Origin of the sequence: Chitinophaga sp. MM2321, from assembly GCF_964033635.1 — a bacterium.
Taxonomy (GTDB): Bacteria; Bacteroidota; Bacteroidia; order Chitinophagales; family Chitinophagaceae; genus Chitinophaga.
Map to the genome: position 1 here is coordinate 1,467,717 of NZ_OZ035533.1, position 22,258 is coordinate 1,489,974.

A 22,258-nucleotide genomic window follows, 5' to 3' on the forward strand; every position below is an offset into this window, starting at 1 on the left:
ACACTTATTAACAGCTACAAAATTAAAAGATAAAACTGGATTTAGTATCACGTTTTCATTTAGTATATTGTATCTCAGATGGAGATTTTCGATGCGAAATTTCCAGTGGTATTTTTCATTGATGAAATAGCTGGATACTATTTTTATGCTCACACTCTTTTTTCTATTATGACTTCAACCAAACAAATATCAAAGCACTTCAGGGATGTTTATTTTGGAGGTAACTGGACTAGTGTAAATTTGAAAGATACGTTAGCGGATGTAAACTGGGAACAGGCGACCACAAAGGTTCATCATCTAAATACGATAGCTGTTTTAGTTTTTCACATTAACTATTATGTGAGTGCTATTTTAAAGGTTTTGCAAGGGAAACCTTTACAGGCCAGTGATAAGTTCAGCTTTGATCTACATCCCATCACGGCTGAAGATGCGTGGCAGGAGCTGGTAACGAAAACATTTACGGAGGCAGAGCAATTAGCTTTGCTGATGGAGAATTTAGACGAAGCAATACTATTCCACGATTTTGCAGATCCGAAATACGGAAATTATTACAGAAACTTGCTTGGCGTTATTGAGCACACGCATTATCACCTTGGACAGATTGTCCTGATAAAGAAAATTATAAATGAAAAGATATGATTTGAAATATCACGTCCTTTTATTTTTCTTTGTTTTTATTATTTAGAAGGGTTTCCAGTTTTTTCAATTTTGATACCCAGAATTTGTCAAAATAATTGATCCATTCCTGCAATTCATTAAATCCATCCTGTTTAAGTATACAATGTCTTTCCCTACCTATATTCTGAATAGATATAAAGCCCGCATGGTGTAGTATTTTTATGTGCTTTGAAACAGCGGGCCTGCTCATGTCGAAATTTTCAGCTAAGGAATTGATGGTCAGGCTGTCTTTTGTCAGCAGTTGCAGAATTTGTCGCCTGCTTGGATCTGCGATAACCTGAAATGTATCAAGTGTTGGTTGTGTCATGCCTGTAAGTGTTTATACGTTCACCCAATCTTTTCCCAATTTTTGCCCATCCTTTGTTCATTACGAGGTACGAGATGAAATTTTTCATTCCTCTGAAACCGCTATGCTCCAGGGTTAGCTGTGTTCCATTATCTTTTTGGGTAAGTGTCCATGTAACAATAGAATCAAGCGTAACATTCTCCTTTCCGATACCGCCTTTCCATGAGTACGAAAGTCTTTTATAGGGGATAAGTTCTAAAACTTCGCAATAAATACGGCCATCGAAACCGAATTTTATTTTAGGCTTTGTATTGAACTGAAATTTCTGCCCGACAATGGGTTGAAAGTTGCTCTCCATCAGCCATTGTGATAATAATTCAGGTTTGGTCAGGTAATCCCATACCGTTTCTGGTGGATGGGAGTAAAACCAGGTATGTTTAATTGCTCTTTCCATTATATGTACCTTTTGAGTTACCCAAATATAAATGTAACTTTTAAGTTACCCAAATTTTTTATGGAAGAAGAAAAAACATCAGGTACCAGGTAGAATGAAAGCCGGTTTTCTCAGCGTTATATAATAACCGCAATAGGTGTGACTTCATATAACGCTGATGAACCGTCTTGTATTTTAAAAGTACTACCTGATCGTAATCTTCCAGATACATTTATACCCGTAATCTGCCACATAGATCAATCCCCCGTTTACAGCGGCCACACCACCTGCCTGGTTCATCTTAATGTTCCGGGCCAGTAGTTCATAGGTATCTGTAGTTAAACCCAACCATGGCATTACATAACTGCCGCTCACAGGGCCTGCATCCGGGCAACTGCAAAAGGTGGGTGTCAGGAAATGTCCTACACCAGCCAGTGTGATTACATTTCCATCTGCGCTTACCCTGCGTAACGCACCATTGGTGCCATCTGCTACATAGTAATAAGGGAACTGGTAATGAATAGCTTTGGGGTAGGAAAACTGCGCGATCGCACCCAATCCGTCATGCAGCCCTTCAAAAGTAATATGGCCTGCAAGCCTGGAAGCAGTGCCGGTTGATGTGATCTTTGTAATACCCTGAAAAAAACCTGAGCTGCCACCCACATACAAAAGATCGTTGGCTGCATTTACAGCAATGCCGGAAGGAGAAGCCGCCTCTGCTTGATTGGTGGGGCGGATTACACTGCCTGCAACAGTTGTTACCACACCTGCGGGTGTGATCTTCCTCAATTGTGAAGCAAAAGGCGCATCAGGTGAATTATCACCTACAATTACATTGCCTGCTGCATCTACTACTAACCCCTGGCCGGTTTCTGAAGAGCCGAAATTACTCACCAGCTGCGCACCAAAACGGAAGGATGCTGCAGCGCCTGTACCGTCTGCATTACCGGCAGTACCGCTTCCGGCCAGTATTGTAATGGTAGCGGGGGCGCTGAAGTTGATAGCTTTCACCTGTTGACTGGTGGCATCTGCTACATATAGTAATCCCCTGACGGCATCAAGGCCCATACCCATTAAGCGGCCAAATTCATTGGCGCCGCCGGCAAAGGTAGTTACTACACCATCCGGTGTTACTTTCAATACAACATCGTGTGTAGCCCGCTGATCGATTATATAAATATTTCCCGCTGCATCTGTTATCATCTCCGCAGGAAGTGTGAACAATGAAGATGAGGGACCGCCTGCCAGCACGGTGCCGGTTACGGTAGGTCTGTAAAGTATGCAGGCCCGGCATAATTCATAGTACCGGCCATTGAGGTACAGGTTCATCCCCAGACGCGCCGTATCAATCTGGTATAGTATGGGCAGAGGTCTAACAGTATATAGTCGTCCTGCGCATCTTTTATGGGAACTTCCTGTTTATCAAAATAAAATTTAGCTGCTTTTTTAAGCAGTCCTTGCTTGTTCCATGCTACAAATTCCGGTGAGGATAGTTTGATTGTGAGTCCCGAAAATACAGTTTCCAATGTATTACCTTTCATATCTGTGATCTTCAGATCAATGTTTTCCGGGGAATGATCAGACCATGGGAATGGAAGTTTTTTACAGGCCAGTAATAGCGTTACCAATGCCATGTACAGAAATAGCTTTCTCATAAAAGTGGGGTTGATGGGGTAAGAAAAAAAATATATGCTTCTCAGCTCAAAGTTAAGCTGACAGGGGATAACAACAAACAGTAATTATATAGTTATTAAGAGAAGCAGCTTTCAGATACAAATAAATTTCAAATCAAAATATAGCTGATGGCATAAAACATTATACATCAGTAGGTGGCGCCTTTATTAATAAAATGAATTTGCCAGTATTATACACCTGATATGAGAATCAGGTAATAACTGCACCCTGGATTGTATCGTCATCTTAGTCATCATATAATCCATCGAAGCCAATTGTCAGCAGCAACCAACTTCTTGCTTTCGTAAGTTCGTCACACCTCATTCGTATTTCCAATGAATACCTCATCATTACTTAAATTTCTCGAATCGGTACACAAATTCATGATTTTTACTACTGCTATTATTATTCAGCTGGAGTTTAGTAAATTCCTATTTATTTAAAATAGCGTTTTTGCTGCCATAGTTGTATCGTCTTAACCTAAATTAATTCATACACTCACCCTCAGATAATCTTCAAATGAACCTATCCAGAACCCAAATAGCGGCATTCTGCCTGGTTAAAGCCTATCTTGAATGCAATGCAGGGCATGGCCTGACCATAGAACAATTAATGAGGACTTCAGGGCTAAGTGAAACGTCACTTCGGCTTGGTTTCAAATTTTGCTTCCAGATTACCATATATGAATACCACCGCGATATTTCTATGGAGTACGCCAAAGCTTTATTGGAGGATGGCATGATGGTCAAGCTGGTGGCGCGCAAATTGGGCTACCGGAATGCAACGAATTTCACCAGGGCATTTCAATACGTATTTAGTAAGCCACCGGGTTTGATTTCGCTGAAGAAGAAACGCAGTGAAAAATAACAGATTTGATCGCACTTTTCCTTTGGTTAGTATTTTTTAAAGTTTTAATTTAGTAGAAGGATTAGATGAAAACGCCTTGTGACCAACGACCCGTATTAGGATTTAAGAAAACACTCAAAATAACTTTAGCCCAGGTGTATAATCTATAGCCAATTAAAGACACAGTTTACCCTCAGACCGGATTTTTAAAAATTTTAGCACTGTAATTCCTGCTATCCAATCTAAGATAGCGCATGGAATGTGCATGCAACAAATGATCGTTACTTTTTAAGTAACCCATTGAAGAAGTGCTGTGCCTTTCAATTTCTTGCTTTTTTTATAATAGGTAGCGGTAGGTATCCTGTAATTTGAGCAGGCCAGCCACTTGCAAGGTGCCGCTTGCCTATCAATGTACAGTTTTAAGATTTGTAGAACTAGTAGATTCATTGTTTCTATCCATGAAATTTTGATTTCCAAATCTTTATTAAGGTACCGTAAAAAGTAATGTCAATTTCAAATTGTAATAGTGATACAAAGAGAAGATAGCAACAAATAGGGTCTTTGTAAAATATTAATTAAAATACAATACCATATGAAAAAGCTAATTTTTAACGCAGCTGGTGTGATGTGTATCGTTATAATCTCCATGGCTTTTACTAGCCCCTATGATCTAATTTATTGCTTCAGCCCTGATGGAGCAGTTCCAAGCCCTGCCGGAATGGTTTGTAACATACCAATATCGGATTTAAAAATAACAATTTACAATACAGGTGACCTTCGATATTGCAATGCAGTGCAGAACCTTACCTGTAGAAAATTGAATTTTGTGGCGCCTACTAATTGAATTTTAATATCTGTTCCAAACTTAATTTTTGAACAATACTTCTTGTAATTAATGTTTATAATATGAACAAAATTAGGCAGTGGATTCTTGGGGAAGGTATCCCTTTGCTCTACATATGTTTGTTACTTTATACGGCAATTTCAAAACTGATGCAATATGATTTGACAAGAGAGCAAATGGCTGTGATGCCAGTAATCAGTCCATTTTCTGGTATAGTTACATGGCTTTTGCCTGTTTCTGAAATTATTATTGCACTTGTCGTTTTTGTTCCGAGAACTAGAAGGATAGGTCTATATTTAAGTACCGGATTAATGATAGGGTTTACTATGTATGTTGCATACATGATGAAATTTTTTAGCCATTTGCCTTGTACATGTGGTGGCTTCCTACAGAATCTCACTTGGCCACAACACCTTTTATTCAATCTCTTTTTTGTTCTCATCGGGGTTATAGCAATATTAGCAAGCAGATTCCCTATTAAAGAAATTAATCAAGGGAGATTAAAATATAGCCGTTAATAACTACAAACTATGAACCGTTTTGTTTTTGCCTTAATATTTTTCGGGGTCGGAATTGGTAGTTGTACAAAGCCAGATGTAAAGCCTGTAATTACTGGTAAGGAAGGCGAGAATCTGCCGATCTTTAATATTTTATTGAGCGATAGCACTAGTTTTTTTAATACTGCTGAATTTGATGCGGGAAAGCCCATTGTCCTATTCTATTTTTCTCCTGGATGTCCATATTGCAGAATGGAAACAAGGAGAATCGTAAATAATATTAGCAAATTTAAAGATGTGCAATTTTGTTTAGTTACAAACGGGGATTTTGAAGAATTAAGAGGCTTTTGTAAACTTTTTGATCTAGATAAACATAAGAATATTATAATGGTCCCCGAAAAAAGGTCCGGTATTTAAGATATAAAAAATCATCTTAAATTGCCAAGTAATGACAAAAAAGAGCAGACGTAAATTTACCGGGGACTTCAAAGCAAAAGTAGTATTAGAAGCCCTCAAGGAGCGCAGCACAATTGAGGAGCTGGCGAAGAAGTATGAATTACACCCAACACAAATAAACACGTGGAAGCGGGAGGCGGCCGCGAAATTGGCTGGAGCATTTGACTCTGATACTCCCACAAGCACTAGTGAAGACCAGGAGGCCCAAATGGAGAAACTATATGCCCAAATTGGTCAGTTAAAGGTGGAGAATGATTTTTTGAAAAAAAAGTTGCGTTGAAGTCATTAGTCTCCCGTAGGGGAATGATTGAATCTTCAAATCCATTGATAAGTGTTCGGCAACAATGTAGGTTATTAAGCCTGCATCGCAGTGGATTGTACTACCAACCGCTTGCCGAAACGGAGGAGAATATGACCATTATGCGCTTGCTTGATGAGCAGTACTATAAGACCCCGTTTTTCGGGGAACGGAAGTTAAAGATCTGGTTGCGTGGCCTGGGATATTTCGTCAACCGCAAGCGGCTTCGCCGCCTAATGCAGCTAATGGGCTGGGAGACACTATATAAAAGACCAGGTACGAGTGATCCGAATACATCGCATAAGGTATACCCCTATCTACTTAAAGGGTTAGCGATTACGAGGGCCAATCAGGTATGGGCAACAGACATTACTTATGTGCCTATGCGTAAAGGCTTCATGTACCTTTGTGCGGTAATTGATTTGCATACCCGGTACGTAGTAAATTGGAGTGTCAGTAATACGATGACCGCAGACTGGTGTAAAAGCGTAGTTGAAGAAGCAATAACGACAAGTGGTAAACCTGAAATATTCAATACTGATCAAGGGAGCCAATTCACCAGCGAGATATTTACCGGCATGCTGAAAAATCATGAAATACAGATCAGTATGGATGGGAAGGGCAGAGCGATTGATAATATTTTCATTGAGCGGTTATGGAAAAGTGTTAAATATGAAAATATTTATTTGAACGTATACGAAGACGGAGTAAGTTTGTATCAAGGATTGCAACAGTACTTTGAGTTTTATAATACGGCGCGCTTCCATCAATCACTGGGATACAAAACGCCAGCGGATCTTTATAAAACGATTGCTGCCTAGCCCCTGGTGGGGCTGGTGCTTACAAAACAGATGCGCAAGCGCATCTATTTTGTAAGCACTTGATAAAGCTTAGATCGACAAATTATCGGTCCTGACATTGGGGACCATTATATATAATAGTTGGTATCGATACTGGGTACATTACCACCAAATATTTCAGGCCTCCTAGTGTTCCATTTTTAGGTATCTATCTAAGAGACAAAAAATTGAATAGTGCATACTTAGGTGCAATTAGCTTAAATCAACTAGAAGCCTCGATTAAATTGTAAAAATGGTTTGTTCCTTAAAGGATCTTAGATGAAAAAAAATAAGGTATATCTGAGCCCATTTATAATTACAATACTTGTGATTTCTTGTTTGGCATTCAATCTAAAAAGTGCCACGATTTACTGCCATGGAAATGGAACTACTGCCGGTTTATGTGATAGCGTAATTTATAACTACAGATATTCAGCAAAGGTTGATTCACTTAGATTCTGCGATATATTATCTAATGGCAATTGTTTTATAGCCAAAACATTTAAATAAACGTATGCTGATAAAGGCCTTATTAATTTCGTAATAAAGTATCTTGTTATTTTTTTTCCTTGATGTATTATATATAATTAAATAAATTTCTCCGGGGAACAGGGAAAAGCCGAAAACCCTAATAAAATAGTAGGCAATAATCTTTCTTTATAAAATCTATTTAATATGAAAAAGTTAGTATTTAGCGCCATTGGCGTATTTGGTTTTGTTGCCGTTTCTTTAGCATTTGCAAGCAGGGGTTCTACTATCTATTGTTTCAATGATGATGGATCAATACCAAGCCCATCCGGCCAGGTTTGTACTGTTCCTATCAATGATTTGGCTGTCTCAACCCAAACTACAAGCTTACAAAAGTATTGTAATGCAACATCCGGCTTAGCATGTACAACTTTGCGTTATATTGTTGACAAACAATAAACGTAATAATCAAATTACAAAACGGATTCAATTGATTTTGAATCCGTTTTTTCTATATAGTTTTATATAATTTAAAATATTACTTTAATTACCACCTACTCCTAACATCCATTTGGGACAATCTTTGCCCAATAAAAAATAATCAAAAAATTGATCCATTCTTTTGGTATAGTCTATTCTGGCTCTATCCTTCATTATTACATGAGGTTCATTATTATATTGCAGTAGCCACACCTCCTTTTTTAACCTTCTTAAGGCTAAAAAAAAGCTAACGCTTTGATCTACTTTAACAATTTCATCTTTTTTCCCATGAACAAGAAGTAGTGGAGTAGTTACATTCTCTGCCTCCAGAACTGGTGAACTTTCAGTATAAAGATTTTTTGCCTCCCACATGTTTTTTATTAAATTTCCCTGGCCTCTTTCATAAAAATATTGAAATCCCCTTCCTTTGTAGGTTTGCAAGTAATTTGAAACTATATTAGAAACCCCATCGCTTGAGATAGCTGCTGCAAATATTTTAGAATGACTGACAACATAATTTATCATATATGCAGCATAACTATGACCTTGAATGCCAATCTTAGAGGAATCGACCCAGCTTTTTTTTGATATGAATTGTGCGGCGGCAATGATCTGCTTATACCCGCTTTTGGCGGGATCACCTTCGGAATATTTTACATCTGGTGTAAAAACGATATAGCCTCGACTTACATACCATGGTATATTTAGGTTGTCACCAGTGGCGATAGGCTTTTGATAAACATTAAGTTGATTCGATTTTTGTTCGTAAAAATGGATAATAACCGGATACTTTTTGGTTGAATCAAAATTTTGCGGTTTGTAAATTATTCCCTGATAAGTATCATTTAAGGATGTATAATAATTAACTAGTTCACTGGTTAACCAGTTATAGTTTAACTCAGGATATATACTCGAAATTTCTTTGTAATTTTTAAAATCTGTAGTGTAATACAAGTTAGGACTTTTCATTGCCGTTTCTCTTCTCACTACCCAAAGGTTACTTTTATCTGCTTTTATAGGTGTAAAACTGGTGTAGTCTGTATTATTGTCGTCATAGGTAAAGACATCTTCTAAAGCCAGTGATTTAATTTTAGGTGGTGCTTTTGGATTCAACATAAAAATACAATTCCTTTTAGTTTTTTCTTCAAAAGCACTCCCTAGAATAGACTCATCATTGATAATTATTGAATTGGAATGAATATTAATGATGCTAAATTGGATCTTGTTATTTCTACCTTGTTTTCCAGTCAAACAATAAGGGACTTTATCTCCGTTAAGTTTTACCTCCCATATATCATATTTGTCATGAATTAGTATTGATTTTTTATTTGGCAACCAGGCACTAAACCACACAATCGTAGTTGGTAAATTGTTGTTTTCCTTGTATATATCTGGAACCTTATCCAAAAGATTTCTTGTAATTCCATTTAATAGGTTTAGTGAGAGCAATTTATTCTGTAATGAGTCAGTTCCCAAGAAGTAATTCCCATCTGGAGATATACCCCATATATATTCAATTTCTGTTGGTATTCTATCGCCAGTTCTACAGTTGATGATAAAATTTTGACTAACAACTTTATTGTTCCAAAATAATTCCCTTTGATCACCTTTACTTAATGTCAATAAGGCATAGTCATAAATGGATTTATCGAACAATGTAAGTTTCTCATTGTCTCCCTGCAAGATTACTAATTTTGAACTTTTTATTTCTAAAGATGCAATATAGCTTTTAGGAAATTTTACTCTTCCAGATGGGTTTGACAAATCGATATCCGAATACCTCCATATATCAACCAATGGAGATTCTGCTTCATTTTCATTTATTCTGCCTGCCAGCTTAATAAATAATAGGTCCGTAGAATTATTGTATTTCAAAATCCCATTTATTGAGTCATTTGATAGTAAATTGATACATTTCGAAGTGTTTTTTTTATAGTTCCAAATTGTTTTTATCCCATCTTCCGTTATAAATGCAATCTGATTTCCTTTAGGGTCTATTGTTATATCGGAAACCTTGACCCCTTCCCAAAATTTTGATTCTTTTTTATTATTTAAATTCAGCCAAGACAATGATTCTTTTCCAAGCATATTCCTTTTCAATATAATGGTAGCGTTATTTTCACTATAGGATATTGCTTCAATATTTGGATATACCCATGTTTTAAAGGATTCAAAATCTAATAAAAAAAAATTCTTACTGATCCCTGCTTGTTGATACGCTAAATATTCATGGTCATGGTCTTTTAGGACTTCGCAACTAGTTACGTTTGTAATGATACTATGTTCTTTTCCACCTAGTTTAAGGATTATGATACTATCTCCTGTATTGTATATTGTGATGAACTTGCTGGATAATGTAAATTGGAAAAGCTTTATATTTTGAAACCTTTTTTCCCATGATCCATCTATGGACTTGATAATGTAGCTTAATTGCCCTAGACTTTTGTGACTTTCCGTATAAGCTATAAATTTTCCATCTCCGCTTACCTGTGTAATTCCTATTAGTGTAGGCCAGCTTTCAAATACTGTAGAGTCAAGCTTGGGCTTTTGACCATATGTGTTTGTACTTAAAAGTATACTTATCGCAAGTATGATCGTTTGGAGTATATGTGCTAGCGATTTTTCTGAACAGGCCATGTGGGTTGATTTAATTTCATTTTTTTGAGGTTTAGTAAATAATCATCTATCAATGGGCCCTTTCCATTTTTAGTGCTTCTTTTACCAAGTTCATTTGAGATTTCTATAACTTTTTTTTCCAGTTGGATAGCTTCCCTTTCTCTTCCTAATTTATATAAGAGATTAGATTTAGTATCATAGAATTGCATTTTAATTTCAATATTTAGCTCTTGATTGAGAGAATGTTCGCTCCACTTTAGTGCTGCCTTTAATGCACTTCTATCGGTAGAATATAAAAAGATATCCCAGGCAGGTGCATTGTAGCGAAGAAAAATTTCCATTGGTTCAGATCTGGGCGGATCAATCGAATTCAACCGGTTTCTAAATTTAATATATTTGCTCCAGTTTTCAATTTTTCTGTAATAGTTAATCTTAGCTTTCAAAACCATTAAATCTGCATCAATACCGGAATACTTTTTACTAATTGTAGATTCCATTAATTTCCAATTTGGCTTCGTGTTCTTTTCTTTTAAACCGTCCCACAAATTGGGCTGGATTTCTTCTCTATTGATTACGATTTCTCTTATGTCATTAGCCCATCCTTTTTGTCCAATAATAGAATCGAGTTTTTTAGGGATTTTTGCTGCTAAACCGAAAATTCTATCTTCACTTGAAATGGAGGATGAATTTGATCCATAAAAAACTAGATTATTTTTTTTAGTTAATTCGAATTCATTTTTTTTGTCTAAATATTCGCCACAAGAAAATACAATTGAGTCTACCAGCGTTTTGTTTTTATTTTGTTTAGCCATATTTAAGAGAAGGAACATGCTTTCTAAGTCTCTTTTGCCATTTTTATAATCAGCTAATAGGGTTAAGTACTGCTTCTTTGGATCTAATACTTGTTTTCCCAATTCAAGAAATTCACTTGTTTTTTTAAATCCAAAATCTCTTTGTAATAGTTCTCCATCTGTAGAGAAAAATAGGAAAGTAGGAAGTACAGATACGTTGTATTTTTTAGTTAGATTCTCTGCGTCCTTCCTAAATGTTTTAGTCGATTCATCATCAGCATTTGTTGTATCTTGTTGAACTTTAATCGATATGAATTTATCATTAAAATAATCACCTAATATTGGCTGTGAATAAACCTCACGATCCATTTCTTTGCATGGACCACACCACGTAGCATAAATATCTAAGAATATAAACTTTTTTTCAATTTTAGCTTTTTCTAAAATTTGATTCCAACTTAGACCCCTTGAAAAGGATATTCCCGAACTTTGCGCATTTAATGTAAAATGCAATGATAAAAGTATTATAGTTAAGTTAATTTTCTTCATTTTGATATTACTGTTGTAAATAATGTGAATGTTTTTTGTTTTATTATTTCGTTTTAATTACTCATCATTTACATTAATAAAAATTCATTATCAATTGAAATAATTTTCATTGGAAATATTATTTTGGAGTATAATAGGAGTTTTATTTAGTCGGATTGTTGGCTATAAACTTCTATTCATATCCTGGATTCTGTTTTAGATTGGGGTCAAGACTTATTTCCTGGGCAGGAATTGGATATAGAGCCCATTTGCTATCCCAAGTCCCCCCTTTTTCCAAAGTAACTTTGCTCATTACTTCATTTATTTGACCTGTTCTTTTTAGATCCAACCATCTATGACCCCATTCTGTAAATAGTTCAACCTGCCTCTCGTGAGCGATAGCTACAAGTATTTGTTGTTGTAATTTTGCGGTGGTTGGTTGCAAACCGGCACGTCTTCTGATGACATTAAGATCTGATTTTGCTTGATCCAGTTTATTTTGTTTGGCTTTTGCTTCTGCCCTTATAAGATATTGCTCGCCAGTACGTAATATCATTAGATATTCTGATGTCGGTGTATTTACTTTACCTATTTTATATTTGTATGGATATGTATAAACTTTATCTGACACCGTAATTTGTTTGGTCCAATTTGATTTTCGTAAATCTTCATTCTCAAACGCATCCAAAAGATTTTGATTTATGAACATAGGCAATGAAGAAGAGGGGCCGGTCTGTGGTAGAATAAATAGCCGTCCTTCTCCAGTGTTTTGACTTGTAGTACCATTAACTGAAGGCAGCTGCCAGATTGCTTCCTTGCTGTTCTTTAGAAATACATTATTTAGCGATACAGTATCATACATATATTTATTTTCTATTATATCATTGGCCTTAAGTTCAGCATTTGGATAATCTTCAGTATATAAGTAGATTCTAGCTAATAATGCTTTTGCAGCTGCTTTATTGGGCCGTATTCTTTCATATGAAATGGCATTACCATGTGCGTCTAAATAGTTAGAGTTCAGTAGGTTTTCTGCACTCAATAAATCCTTTATGAGTTGCTGATAGATTTCTGCCATCGAAGTCCGTTTTAATGAAGCAGTAATTTCATATTTATTTTCTACTGTGAATGGAACATCTCCATATAAGTTTATTAGATAGAAATAACAAAATGAGCGAACGAACAATGCTTCCCCTAATAACTGCTGTTTTATGGAGGGTGTTAATTTAGTTGTCGTTGATAATCCGTTTATTGCAAAATTGCTTAAGAAAATTGTGTAATACAGTTTATTCCAATAATGATTTGAACCTAATGTGATTGCCCTCAAGTCATTTTTGTAATAGCCCAAAAGTGTTGTGTTGGTAACCCCTGGCCATAGGCTCAATTCATCAGATGATAGCCCGGGTAGGATAGATATCGCAGCAACACTAGTATTTGTTACTGTAGAAAAGTTATCTCCATAACTCAGGTCTGTATATATACCATTAAGTAGGGCAGCGGCAGTATTATCATCGTTAAATGCATTTTCATCACTAATACTGTTAATAGGCGTATCGACTGATACAAATTTTTTGCAGCCAGTAAATAGGATTGCTGACAACAATATGAATAATATATGATTGTTAATTATTTTCATGTCATTTGTATTAATAGTTATCCGTTCTTATAATATTAATTGAATCCCCATAGTGTATACTTTAAGTGGGGGTAAATTTGCTATTGATCGACTTTCTGGATCTAACCCGTTATAGTTTGTGATTGTTATTAAATTTTGTCCTTGAAGGAAAATTCTACTATTTCTTAGTACTGACTTTATTTTCATTTGTTTCAATAATTGCCAGGAAATAGATACATTTTTTAGTCTGATATAGCTTGCATTAGAAAAGGATAAGCTACTTGACTGGGCATATAGATCTGAAACTGGTTGGGTCGTAGTATATTTCTGGATTACCGTATTAACTTTTGAAACTTGCCATCTATCTAATACATATGTTGGTTGATTTCCGTAGGTTGTCGTAGGATCTGAATAGAATGCCCCCGGATAATTCCCTGTTAGATAATTTTGGCCATCCTGTTTAACGAACTGAAACAAAAAATCTATTGATATATTGTTGAACTGAAATTCATTTTGTACACCTCCATAGAGTGTAGGATTAGGATTATAGAAGTATATTCTATCAGTGATGTATGAAGGTGAAGTGGTAACTGTTCCTTTTGAGTCGTAAAATTGATAAAGTCCTGTTTCCTGGTCTACACCAGCGAATTTAAACGCTGGGACAGTACCAATAGGTTCTCCGACAATTAATGTATTTGAATAAACAGATGTTTCTAGGTTTTTAAATTCAATTAGTTTGTTTTTTGGAATAGTAACATTGAATGAAGAAGTCCACTTAAATTTGTTTGTAGCTAGATTAGTTGAATTAATACTGATTTCCCAACCATTATTCTCTATGGTCGCTGGAAAATTTCTTAGTACATAAGGATAACCTGTAGTCATCGGCAGTTGATAACTCAATAGTTGGTTTGATGATCTATTTCTTAAGTACGTAAGTCCGACTATTAAATGGTCATTATTAAAGCCAATATCTATTCCTAGTTGAATTTTTTTGGTAAGTTCCCAAGCAAGAGATGGATTTGGGTGACCATTGGGGATTAATGCCCGCTGACCAAAATAAGGCATACTAATTCCAATTGGTGAATTAAGCAAACTCATATATTGGTAGTCCCCTATCTGATCGTTTCCTGTTGTACCAATACTCGCTCTTAGTTTTCCATAACTTATAAAAGATAACATCTCCTTTATGAAATTTTCATTACTAAAAAGCCAGGCAACTCCAATAGAACCAAAGTTGTGAAATTTGTTATTCGATCCGAAACGACTGGTGCCATCTCTTCTGCCACTAAGATTAATGATATATTTTTCATCATAGTTATAGTTTATTCTTCCGAATATTCCTATATATTTATAAATGGAATTAATCGTTGAATTGGTATTTAAAGATGATGCAGACCGAATATCTTCCAAAACCAAGTCGCTTATATAGCCAGAACCCTGGAGCAATAAATTGTCAGTCATGTCTTTACGTAATGTTCCACCAACTAGTAGATCTATTTTAGACTTTTTGAGCTCCTTATTATATGTGATTTGAGGCTCAAATATCCAAGAAGACATATTGCCATAACCATAATTCGCATATCGTTGGGATATAGATTGAAGTTCTGGGGCATTAATCGTTAGGGGATAGGTAACAACCTCTTTATTATTTGCAAAATTATAACCAAAACTTCCTTTGATCTCTAAACCTTCAAGTACTTTATAACTCATTAACAGATTCCCTGTTAGATTATTAGTTTTATTTTTGTACCTACTTTGTATCATTGATAGTGGATTTGCCCAAGTGGAGACGCTATCTGTTCCTGAAGCGATTCGCTGCCAGTTTAAGCTACCATCTTCATTAAAAATCTTTGGTGCAATTGGTGGAATGATAATGGCAGTTCTTGTCTGGTCTATAGCTGGTAATCGGTTGTCATCATTTAAATAGTTTATTGAAAATTGAGTCCTGAACCTTTGATCATTAGTGGTATGGTTCAAATTGAATCCAATAGCGGCTTTTGAATCATTTAAATCATTTTGAAATACTGTAGTTTGTCTATTATAGGTTCCACTTATTCTAAAAGTAGTTTGTTCGTTTCCTCCTGAAATGGCCAACTGATAATTAGAATATTTTGCAGTTCCTCCAATAAGTTCCTTTTGCCAATTGGTATTTCTTGTCGTATCCCAAACTGTTAGGTCATAGTTTGAAGGGTCAGGGATAGTTTCTGATGTAGGAATAGGTAAATCATCATTTTTATATGCCTCTTTCCGCATTTCCAAATATTGCTGCCTATTCATTAAATTTAACTTACTTGCGACTTTACCATATCCCTGCTGAGTTGTAAAGTCGAAAATTGTCTTACCAGGTTTTCCTCGTTTGGTAGTAATCAGAATAGCACCATTTGCTGCACGGGAGCCATAAATGGCTGTCGCGTCTGCGTCTTTTAAGACATCAATGCTTTCTATGTCACCAGGATTTAAATAGCTCAATGGATTGCCTGAAGGTATGTCCTGGCCCGGGGCTGCCACTCCCCCTGAATTCCCCAATTGCGAAGCAAGATTTGGGAGCCGTTGTGAATTATAAGGTACTCCATCAATTATATATAATGGATCATTCCCTTGGCCTATCGAGTTCAGGCCCTGAACCCGAACTGTTATACCACCTCCTGGAAGTCCGGAGTTTTGATTAATAAATACTCCCGGTATCCTGCCTTGCATTGCGAGTAAAGGGTTCCCAACGGGTTGATCTTGGATTTCTTTTGAAGTTATAGTTCCAATGTTCCCAGTACTCAACCTGCGTGTGGTCGTGCCATAGCCAATAATTTGAACTTGATCTAACTGATTGTCTTTTTGAATAAGTATAATGTTTAATTCATTTTGCTGGTTGATGTTTTTTTCAAGTGTTAGGTAGCCGATATAACTAAAAACAAGGGTCTCATCTGGCCCTGCGGTTATGGAATATTCACCATTCTGGTTGGTCGTTGTTCCAACTGTCCCATTTTTCACTCTGACATTCACCCCAATTAGGGGTTCGTTTTTTTCGTTTATAACTTTCCCTTTTATGATGATTTGTTTTTCCTCATCAAGTATTGATTCAGGAGTGAATTTGTCATCTTTTTTTTTATCAATCTTGGGTTGTATGATGATGACTTTATTTTCTATTGTGTAGCTAAATGGTTGCTCCGAAAAAATCTTCTCCAACACATCCTTTACACTCTCTTTTTGTAAGTCAATCGTTACTGGCTTAGCTTCTTTAAGATAGGAGCTTTTGAACAGAAACTGATACCCGGTTTGTTGCCTGATCGATTTCATCACATCACGTAAGGGTGCTTTTTCGAGCGAAAGAGTAATTTCCTGCGAATAGGCCGCAGCGGAAACCCTCAAAGAAATGGCCAGAAGTATCAGAAACATTTTCATGGCTATAATGAATTGAATTTGTCTTTGGGTGAGTACAGGCATTTTCCTGTTGAAAAAAGAAAATGCAGCTGCATCGGTATGAATAGTATTATTCATATCTTTGGTTAGTTTAGGTAATTAAAATTGTTGATTCATCTCGACATGCAAAAGACCTGACTACAACCGGGGTGTTAGTAGCACTCCGGTTTTTTAGTCTTTTACAATGATTATGTTTGTGTTGTTAGTTTTGTATTAGTTGATCATGATCCTCCTTCCTTCCATCTTTAATTTGATGTTGCTGCTGATTTCAATTGACCTCAAAACTTCGGATAGCGGAATCTTACGGGAGATTTCACCATCGAAACTTATTTGCGGCATATTGCTGTAATCAACCTCAACGTTGTACCATCGGCTAATTTCTCGTAACACTTGCTGCAATGGGGTTTGGACGAAAACGAATAGCCCGTCCTTCCAGGCAATGATATCGTCTGGATTGACTTGCTTAACCAGGATTTCATGTGATGTAACTATCGCTTGTTTTCCGGGAGAGAGGTTTATGTGTGCCCCGGTTTTGGGTAGGGAAACCACGACGCTTCCTTCAGCGAGCGTAGTTTGCATGTTTTCAGATTTAGGATAGCAGCATACATTGAGATGTGTGCCGGTTACGGTTACCAATTGTTCATTACTCTGAATTGTGAAGGGTTTTGTAGGATTCTTCGTTACTTCGAAATAGGCTTCTCCAATCAGTTCTACCTTCCTTTCTTTTAGTTTGGTAAAACTTTGGGGGAAAGTGATTTTTGAATCGGCATTCAGCCAGACGTGTGTACCGTCTTCTAGTACAATTTCATATTGGCCTCCTTTAGGCGTACTGATCGTATTCAATTGTTCTCCAGTTGTCTCATCGGATTTGGTTATAGTAGATTTGGTTATGGTATAGGTAACCTTTCCATTTTTAGATTGTTGAATGCTGAGACCTGCTAATTTGGAGAGTTCACCCTGGTGGAGACTGTCCAAGGTGATTTGCTGTCCATTTGCAAGGGTGAGGATAGCTTTATTACTGGCAGGCCCTATATCGGTTGCAGCGAGTTGTGGTACGTCGGGTATAATTACCGGATTTAGAAACCACCAAATCGTGCCGGCTGCTAAAACAAATCCCAGCACGGCAGCGGCTATCTTTAACGGGGTAAATGGAATGGTCCTTTTGTTTTTTCTATGAATAAGACGGGCATCATGATCTATAAGTGCATTCCAGATGCTTTCATTAATCTGCTCAAAATCGGGCTGGCCTTCCGGCATGGACTCAGTCTTTGCCATCTCCAGGTACCAGCTCTCGACCAGTAGCTTCTCTTCCGGTGTGCAGGTTCCATTACGGTAACGTGCGATTAATGCTAGTGCTTCTTCTTTTTCCATGTTTAAGCCTGATGGGTTGATGATGTAAAAATATGTACAGGATGGGTACCATTTAGTGGTAGTCCATTCTTGCTTTTTTTTATTAAAATTTTGGAGAATTCGAGGTTTTAATGTGTAAGTTGTTGATATATAATTTGTTATATTCTTTTAAATTTATAGAAAAAATGAACCTGGGAGTAAAATGTTCAGTTTGTTACGGAGAATACGCAGGGCAGTATAGATATGTTTCTTGACGGTTCCTTCACTCGTACCGGTTTTTATGGCAATTTCCTTATAACTGAGGTGTTCTTTTTTTGCAAGCTCAAATGCGGCTCGCATCTTTGGCGGCAGGAGGGAGATCTCCGCTTCAATGCGTTCGTGCAGTTCCCTTTCTATATCTTCCCGGGTTTCGAAAATCTCTTCTTCGATGTTTGTAAAGTCATTCAGGCTATAGTGCTGGAGAAACCTGACATAGTTGTCCTTTACTTTTTCATGCGCCATGTCATTAATGATCCTGTTACGCATACAGCCATATAAAAAACCGGGAACGGATTTGACCTGATCAACCTGCCGGGATTTAGAGAGCAGCATCATAAACACATCCTGAACGGCATCGCTTGCCAGATCCTGATCTTTAAGCATCCTTCGGGCATGGTTAAACAACAGGCCCCAATACCTGTCGTATATTTCCTTAAAAGCGGTAGCATCCCCGTTGTTGTAAGCGGTAAGTAGTTCTTTATCCGTCAATACATGATACATAAACCCTTTTTTACATTAGCTAATGGTCATTACAGCTATCATTGTAATTGATTAATATGATCCTGGTATCTACAAAGAGGGCTTTATATTAGGATAGATTGTCAGTTAAGTTGTAGTATGCTGATCCTATATGTACGAGTAGAATTCAATTTTAGATTAGAGATGTTTGAATTAGATCAAACTGATCATAGGTTGATTAACATGATCATCTTCGGTTCAGCATAGGGAGTGTAATGTGGGTGGAATTTATCTGCTCACCAATTTCTTATCGCCATAAGCAGAAAACCCCGGGGTGGTGGCCCGGGGTTATGTTACATAAGATAATTTATTCTCAGCTTTTTTTAATTTCCTCTTTTACAAAATCTGTCCCATCTGCATATATCTTGTCTATCCTTTTCATCACAGTAGCTACTTTACTTTTGGCCTGACCGTAGTTTTGCCATACCTCCCGTAACCTTGCTGCAATCTGCTTTCCACTGGTTTGTTCAATTTCAAAAACCCAGTCATCAAAGCCCAGATCATAATACATTTGCCCCTTGATGGTATCTTCCGGTTGCCTCAGATAAAAAAACGGGATGCCATTGGCTGCTGCGATAATAGGGGAGTGACATTCAAAACTGAGGACTGAATGCGCTTTTGCATATACCGAGGCTGCTTCATCCGGCATCCAGTAACCGCGTTTGATGATGTGCGGTTTTACATCATCCGGTAGCGGATTGATTAATAGCTCGTCCATAATACCTACCTGGTAGGTCATTTCAGGGCATACCAGCACTTTATTTCCCGTTTCACGTACCCAGGCAATCATGGCTTCGCGCAGCTTGGCATGATCCACCTCTTTTTTGCTCTCATTTAGTTCATTTGTCTTTTTGATTTTTTCATCTGTCCATCCCGCATTATTGGGTCTGAACTGGTAATAGGGCGTTACCCTTAAACGGGGGATAACACAGATAAACTTTTGCGGTTCCAGTTTATTTTCTGTCAGAAATTTACCGGCTTTGGTTTTATCCTGGATATCCATATAAAACGTAGCATCCGGTGCAAAGGATATATGTTCTCCGGTGATGCCAGCCTCCTGAAGCTTCTTTATGGAAGCTGTTTCACGGGTATATATAAACGATGCTTTCCTGAGCAGGGTTTTGAGATGATCATTGATAAACTGTATGGTGGTTCCGTAAATACCAAATGGTTTGTTTGAATATTTCACCCAGGCTTCCAGGTTGTTTTGTCCTACTACTGCGGGCCCTGAACCGTGGATCATTATATCTGCCGTTTTGAATGCTTCCTGTACTTCAGGGTTATCTACATTTCTATCAGCATCTACATCTCCATAAATGATTTTTACTTTGGGGAAATCCCGGTGGAGCATTTTTGCTACTTCTTCTCCGCGGCTTTTCTTCCACAAAATTATTTTTGCTTTTGGAATGAATGTTTGCAGCACATGCAGCAATCCGGGTGTGTGTGCGATGTCTCCTATATTTACATCCTGCCATCCTGAAACGAGGAGGATAACCGGATTTGATTTACTATTTGCTAACAGTATATGAGGTATTAAAAGGGCGCCTGATGTAAGGGCCGCCGCTTGTTGTATGAAGTGTTTCCTGTTCATTTTTAATAGTTTTAAATGCGTTGAATGAATAGCCTGTTTTTCCTGCTTTGATCATTAAAGACGGATGCTTTAATAACCTGGATTCTGTGCTATTACAGCACCTGTATTGGAGTTGATAACGCTCTGAGGTATTGGCCAGAGCAGATTAATGGGCCGGATGGTGCCGGCAGAAGAAGGATTGTATTTACGGACACGATCGTATAATACACCCATCCTCACCAATGTTCTTCTGCGTGGCTCTTCAATAACCAGTTCCCTGGCGCGTTCATCCAGGATAAAGTCGATGCTGACCTGGTCGGCAGTGATAGGCGTGGCGTGTGCCCGGCTTCTAACGGTATTTATATCTGTTTTGGCATCTCCCGGATTTCCCTTTCTGAAGTAGGCTTCGGCCCTTAACAAATAGGTTTCTGCCAGTCTCATTTTTATCACTTCATTGGGTGTTTGTCCGAGTGTTACATCATTGTTGAAAGCAATGCCATCAATTTTCCTGATCCAGGGATAATATCCACGGGTGGTATCCAGTACCTGGCTGGTAAGTGTTCCATCTGCTTTTGCCACAACCAGCTTGCCTTTGGCATCTCTGCCGGTAAGGATTTTTTTGCCATAATATTCCGGATCTGCCGGGTTATCATAATAAAATTCCCGCCGGATATTATATTTTGAATTTCTCATGTCGTTAGCATCCAGGTTCCAGATGTCGTACTTGAAATAATTCAACGGGATCATGACACCAATACCTCTCAGCATTTCACTGGAGGAAATATTGGAAACACCATTCGGTGTCTTGATTTTATCATACTCCATTCCCCATAAACGGGCGAGAATATTGCCGGATCCGGCGCCGGTGCCTGTTCCTCCGCCAATGGTAAAGCTTTCAAATTGCAGGGCCCATATTACTTCCAGGTTGCCGGACGACCGGTTTTGTTGATTGGTCCAGAACAGATCGGAAAAAACATCTCCTTCCCGTGTTAAGTCTCCGAACCGCGCGGTCATTAGTTTATAATCGCCTACTTCTCCGTTGATAACTTTACTGGCTGCTGCGATGGCCTGGTCATAAAAAGAAGCGTCTCCTGTTTCTATTCCCAAACTGATATAAACTTCTGCCAGCAGGTGATAGGCGGCTGCTTTATAGATTCTTCCGTTTGATTCATTGGCCGTAACAGGCAACTCTGATCCGGCTTCTTCCAGGTCCTTCCTGATAAATTGAAGGACTTCTACTTTCGTAGCACGCTGGAAATCAAATTTAGGTTCAGTAATCTGGTGATCTACAATCGGAACGCCCCCATATAAATTCACCAGCACATTATAGGCATAGGCTCTGAAGAATTTTGCCTGTCCTGAGAAAGCTGCTTTTGCTGTTGCTGACAACCGGGCCCTGGGATCTTCCAGGTTATCAAGGATCAGGTTAGTTTGCCTGATCATGTCTTTATATCCCCAGTTCCAATAAGTATTTACGGGATCATATTCAGAATTTAGCAGGGTATAATCTTTAAAACCCCTGCTGTCCGGCCGCCCCCAATCACATATATCGGTGCCTAAATTCATATAGTCGAAGTTCACGCCGCCTAGTGTTACTTCCTGCCGGGCAGCATAATACAGCGCCGCCTGGGTTGTTTCAAATCCTGCTGAATCAACCAGCAATACCTCCGGACTAAATCTATCCAGCGGGAGTTCGTCCAGGAAAGAATCTTTACAACTTCCCAAAAGAAAACAGGATATAAATAGGAGAACTGCGCAAGGCACATTATAGTTATCCTTTATTATTGATCTTATATAA

19 protein-coding genes are annotated in these 22,258 nt (G+C 37.7%); 7 read left to right on the top strand and 12 right to left on the bottom strand.

The features are described 5' to 3' along the window. The first annotated feature begins 78 nt into the window (after window positions 1-78). Window positions 79-639: a DUF1572 domain-containing protein gene (locus tag ABQ275_RS05595; protein WP_349317289.1), complete on the top strand. Its 561-nt coding sequence runs from the start codon at window positions 79-81 to the stop codon at window positions 637-639. Window positions 640-658: 19 nt separating this feature from the next. On the opposite strand, the gene ABQ275_RS05600 is transcribed toward ABQ275_RS05595, so the two are convergent. From ABQ275_RS05600 to ABQ275_RS05615, 4 genes are all read right to left on the bottom strand, one after another. Continuing rightward, window positions 659-985 carry a metalloregulator ArsR/SmtB family transcription factor gene (locus ABQ275_RS05600; protein WP_349317290.1) on the bottom strand — a complete coding sequence of 109 codons (327 nt, stop codon included), beginning with the start codon at window positions 983-985 and terminating at the stop codon, window positions 659-661. Beyond that, window positions 966-1,418: an SRPBCC domain-containing protein gene (locus ABQ275_RS05605; protein WP_349317291.1), complete on the bottom strand. Its 453-nt coding sequence runs from the start codon at window positions 1,416-1,418 to the stop codon at window positions 966-968. The genes ABQ275_RS05600 and ABQ275_RS05605 overlap by 20 nt, the downstream gene beginning before the upstream one ends. A 183-nt stretch (window positions 1,419-1,601) precedes the next feature. Then, window positions 1,602-2,726, bottom strand: coding sequence for a hypothetical protein (locus ABQ275_RS05610; RefSeq protein ID WP_349317292.1), 1,125 nt, complete (start codon window positions 2,724-2,726; stop codon window positions 1,602-1,604). Continuing rightward, complete coding sequence (locus tag ABQ275_RS05615; protein WP_349317293.1) at window positions 2,723-3,052, bottom strand: hypothetical protein; 330 nt, start codon at window positions 3,050-3,052, stop codon at window positions 2,723-2,725. The genes ABQ275_RS05610 and ABQ275_RS05615 overlap by 4 nt, the downstream gene beginning before the upstream one ends. A gap of 538 nt (window positions 3,053-3,590) precedes the next feature. Here ABQ275_RS05615 and ABQ275_RS05620 point away from each other — a divergent pair. The 6 genes from ABQ275_RS05620 (at window position 3,591) to ABQ275_RS05645 (ending at window position 7,778) form a co-directional block, all read left to right on the top strand. After that, window positions 3,591-3,938: an AraC family transcriptional regulator gene (locus ABQ275_RS05620; protein ID WP_349317294.1), complete on the top strand. Its 348-nt coding sequence runs from the start codon at window positions 3,591-3,593 to the stop codon at window positions 3,936-3,938. A gap of 885 nt (window positions 3,939-4,823) precedes the next feature. Then, on the top strand, window positions 4,824-5,279 hold the full coding sequence (locus ABQ275_RS05625; protein WP_349317295.1) for a MauE/DoxX family redox-associated membrane protein: 456 nt from the start codon (window positions 4,824-4,826) through the stop codon (window positions 5,277-5,279). A gap of 12 nt (window positions 5,280-5,291) precedes the next feature. Then, window positions 5,292-5,675: a hypothetical protein gene (locus ABQ275_RS05630; RefSeq protein WP_349317296.1), complete on the top strand. Its 384-nt coding sequence runs from the start codon at window positions 5,292-5,294 to the stop codon at window positions 5,673-5,675. Window positions 5,676-5,706: 31 nt separating this feature from the next. After that, on the top strand, window positions 5,707-5,994 hold the full coding sequence (locus ABQ275_RS05635; protein WP_349314898.1) for a transposase: 288 nt from the start codon (window positions 5,707-5,709) through the stop codon (window positions 5,992-5,994). A 23-nt stretch (window positions 5,995-6,017) separates the two neighbouring features. Continuing rightward, the gene (locus ABQ275_RS05640) at window positions 6,018-6,833 is read left to right on the top strand and encodes an IS3 family transposase (RefSeq protein ID WP_349318787.1); all 816 of its coding nucleotides are present in this window, start codon (window positions 6,018-6,020) and stop codon (window positions 6,831-6,833) included. Window positions 6,834-7,526: 693 nt separating this feature from the next. Continuing rightward, complete coding sequence (locus ABQ275_RS05645) at window positions 7,527-7,778, top strand: hypothetical protein (protein ID WP_349317297.1); 252 nt, start codon at window positions 7,527-7,529, stop codon at window positions 7,776-7,778. Window positions 7,779-7,862: 84 nt separating this feature from the next. On the opposite strand, the gene ABQ275_RS05650 is transcribed toward ABQ275_RS05645, so the two are convergent. The 8 genes from ABQ275_RS05650 to ABQ275_RS05685 form a co-directional block, all read right to left on the bottom strand. After that, complete coding sequence (locus ABQ275_RS05650; protein ID WP_349317298.1) at window positions 7,863-10,436, bottom strand: prolyl oligopeptidase family serine peptidase; 2,574 nt, start codon at window positions 10,434-10,436, stop codon at window positions 7,863-7,865. Next, on the bottom strand, window positions 10,412-11,755 hold the full coding sequence (locus ABQ275_RS05655) for a thioredoxin family protein (RefSeq protein ID WP_349317299.1): 1,344 nt from the start codon (window positions 11,753-11,755) through the stop codon (window positions 10,412-10,414). The genes ABQ275_RS05650 and ABQ275_RS05655 overlap by 25 nt, the downstream gene beginning before the upstream one ends. A gap of 172 nt (window positions 11,756-11,927) precedes the next feature. Continuing rightward, on the bottom strand, window positions 11,928-13,370 hold the full coding sequence (locus ABQ275_RS05660) for a RagB/SusD family nutrient uptake outer membrane protein (RefSeq protein ID WP_349317300.1): 1,443 nt from the start codon (window positions 13,368-13,370) through the stop codon (window positions 11,928-11,930). 27 nt (window positions 13,371-13,397) lie between these two features. Next, window positions 13,398-16,841: a SusC/RagA family TonB-linked outer membrane protein gene (locus tag ABQ275_RS05665; RefSeq protein WP_349317301.1), complete on the bottom strand. Its 3,444-nt coding sequence runs from the start codon at window positions 16,839-16,841 to the stop codon at window positions 13,398-13,400. A gap of 135 nt (window positions 16,842-16,976) precedes the next feature. Beyond that, window positions 16,977-18,134, bottom strand: a complete 1,158-nt coding sequence (locus ABQ275_RS05670) for a FecR domain-containing protein (RefSeq protein ID WP_349317302.1) — start codon at window positions 18,132-18,134, stop codon at window positions 16,977-16,979. A gap of 153 nt (window positions 18,135-18,287) precedes the next feature. Next, window positions 18,288-18,872 (bottom strand): RNA polymerase sigma-70 factor, encoded by a 585-nt coding sequence (locus ABQ275_RS05675; RefSeq protein ID WP_349317303.1) that lies wholly within the window; start codon window positions 18,870-18,872, stop codon window positions 18,288-18,290. A gap of 331 nt (window positions 18,873-19,203) precedes the next feature. After that, the gene (locus tag ABQ275_RS05680) at window positions 19,204-20,481 is read right to left on the bottom strand and encodes a polysaccharide pyruvyl transferase family protein (protein WP_349317304.1); all 1,278 of its coding nucleotides are present in this window, start codon (window positions 20,479-20,481) and stop codon (window positions 19,204-19,206) included. A 69-nt stretch (window positions 20,482-20,550) separates the two neighbouring features. Beyond that, window positions 20,551-22,185, bottom strand: a complete 1,635-nt coding sequence (locus tag ABQ275_RS05685; RefSeq protein ID WP_349317305.1) for a RagB/SusD family nutrient uptake outer membrane protein — start codon at window positions 22,183-22,185, stop codon at window positions 20,551-20,553. Window positions 22,186-22,258: the final 73 nt, after the last annotated feature.